Here is a 2,533-nt window from a genome sequence, read left to right as displayed (position 1 = left end):
GGTTGTGGCCCCTTGATGGCCTTCACGAACCCGGGACCATAGGTGGAGCCAGGGAACAGTTTGATGACCTCCACCCCCAGTTCCTCGGCTCGGTTGATCTCCGTAAGACTGCCACAACCAGGGCTATACAGGACCTTTCTCCGGTTGCAGGTCACGGCAATGTCCTCCCTGAGGGAAGGCGTCACGATAAAGTTGGCCCCCAATTGCATGTAGAAGGAAGCGGCCGCGGCATCGGTGATGCTCCCCACCCCCATGATCATGCCCGGCAGTTCCTTTAAGGCATATTTGTTGAGTTCGGTGAACACCTCATGGGCAAAATCCCCTCTCGCCGTAAATTCCATCAACCTTGCACCGCCATCGTAACAGGCCTTCAACACCTGTTTTCCCAATTCCACATCGGGATGGTAGAACAGGGGGACCATGCCCGTTTCCGCCATTTTCCGTGCCACCTCGATCCTTGAATATCTTGCCATATCGTTTCTTTTACCCTTGTCCTTTTACTTTTACCTTTTTTACTTTTGCCCTATCTGGCCACCCTTCCGGAAGCATCGCCTCCCATCAGTTTCTCCACCTCATCAACGGTCACCAGATTCGCATCGCCCACAATCGTATGCTTCAAGCACGAGGCGGCCACCGCAAAGTTAAGCGCTTTCCGGTCATCATCCGGCCATGTGAGCAATCCGTAGATCAATCCGCCCATGAACGAATCCCCTCCCCCTACACGGTCCACAATGTGCGTGATCTGGTATTCCGGGGACGTGAACATATTATTCCCATCATACAATACCCCGGCCCACGTGTTGTGCGAGGCCGAAAGCGACCCCCTCAGGGTGGTGATCACCTTTTTGGCGTTGGGGAACTTTCTCATCATCTGCTGGCAAACGGACAGAAAGGCCTCGGCCTTCACATGTTCCCCCTGGGTGGTGATGTCCAGCCCTTCGGGCTTTATCCCGAAATGTTTCTCCGCATCTTCCTCGTTCCCCAGAATAATGTCACAGTACGACGTCAGTTCCGTCATGATTTTCTCCCGGTCCCCTCCGTATTTCCAGAGCTTGGCCCTATAGTTCAGGTCGGTGGAAATGGTAAGCCCGTGCTTTTTGGCCGCCTTTACCGCCTCGATACAGGCATCGGCCGCTCCCTGGGAAATGGCTGGGGTGATCCCCGTCCAGTGGAACCATCCCGCCCCTTCAAAAACGTTGTCCCAGTCCACCATGCCCTTCTGGATCTCCGCCATGGCCGAGTGGGCCCGGTCGTACACCACCTTGCTTCCCCGGGACACCGCCCCCGTTTCCAAAAAATAGATGCCCAATCGGTCACCGCCGAAAATGATCTTATCGGTGCCGACCCCGCGCTTGCGCATCTCCATCAGGGCGCATTCGCCCAGGTCGTTCTTGGGCAATCGGGTGACAAAGTCCACGGGGATACCATAATTGGCCAGGGATACCGCCACATTGGACTCTCCCCCGCCGTAGACCACATCGAAACGGTTCGCCTGCGAAAACCTTAAAAACCCCGGAGGGGCCAATCGTAACATGATTTCCCCGAACGTGATCACTTTTTTTGTCCCTTTCATATGCTGTTATGTTAGTTGGTTCTTAAAATATCATTTTGTTTGAGAAAAAGAAGAACGTACTTGGGAAAGCGGTACGCTCTTCTTGAAAAACTAAACTAACTCAAACAATCAATTCTTCTATTCTTTTGATTAACTTTTTATTTCGGATACTACTTTTTCTGGGGCGCTTTTGTGCCAATAGGATGCCAGTATGGACCCGGTAATGTTCATCAACGGACCGAAGACTGCCGGCGCAAGCCCCATGGTGGCAATCTTGCCCAACGAATTGGCGATCCCCGAGGCCAACCCCCCGTTCTGCATGCCCACTTCGATGGATATCGTCCGTGAATCCCGTTCGTCCATACCGACCAAGCGTGCAAACCAGTAACCCAATAAATAACCAAAAAGGTTGTGCACCAGTACCAACAGCAACAAAAGCCCTCCTATGTCCAATAAGCTATCACGACCTGCGGCAGTGATCACGATGATGATCAGGCCTATGGCCAACATGGAAAGCATCGGCATGATATCATCCAACCATTTGGTCTTGCCGTGCAACAAATAATTGAACAGCAATCCGGCACCGATGGGCAAAATGATCATCTTGGTGATGCTCCACATCATGGTCAACACATCGATCTCCACGAACTGACCGGCCAACAGCTTCATCAACAAGGGGGTGACAAAAGGCGCCAACAGCGTGGCAATGGAGGTGATGGTAATGGAAAGGGCCAGGTTGGCCTTGGCCAGGTAGGCCATCACATTGGAGGCGACCCCGCTTGGCGAGCAACCGATCAAAACGATTCCCGCGGCAATCTCCGGGGTAAAACCACTGATATTGGCCAGAACATAACCGATGATCGGCATGATGGCCAACTGCGCGGTCACGCCCACCAATACCCCTTTTGGGGATTTGATGATCCCAGCGAAATCCTTGATGCTCATGGAGGTCCCCATCCCGAACATGATGATCTGGATCAA

3 protein-coding genes are annotated in these 2,533 nt (G+C 52.9%); all 3 read right to left on the bottom strand.

Annotated features, from left to right (window positions below):
* The coding region (locus D2U88_RS08755; RefSeq protein WP_119639978.1) for a beta/alpha barrel domain-containing protein at nucleotides 1–473 on the bottom strand (473 nt) is incomplete at its 3' end.
* 50 nt (nucleotides 474–523) lie between these two features.
* Nucleotides 524–1,573: a sugar kinase gene (locus tag D2U88_RS08750; protein ID WP_119638423.1), complete on the bottom strand. Its 1,050-nt coding sequence runs from the start codon at nucleotides 1,571–1,573 to the stop codon at nucleotides 524–526.
* Between the two features lie 129 nt (nucleotides 1,574–1,702).
* On the bottom strand, nucleotides 1,703–2,533 hold an 831-nt coding region (locus tag D2U88_RS08745; RefSeq protein ID WP_147378571.1), incomplete at its 5' end, for a bile acid:sodium symporter family protein.

It is taken from the genome of Flagellimonas aequoris, from assembly GCF_003584165.1.
In the GTDB taxonomy this organism is placed as follows: Bacteria; Bacteroidota; Bacteroidia; order Flavobacteriales; family Flavobacteriaceae; genus Flagellimonas; species Flagellimonas aequoris.
Note: the sequence above shows the minus strand (reverse complement) of the source record. Positions and strands in the feature narration are given on the sequence as shown.

Coding starts and splice junctions, on each gene's coding strand:
- D2U88_RS08750 (WP_119638423.1), bottom strand. CDS start 1,573: ATGAAAGGGACAAAAAAAGTGATCACGTTCGGGGAAATCATGTTACGA.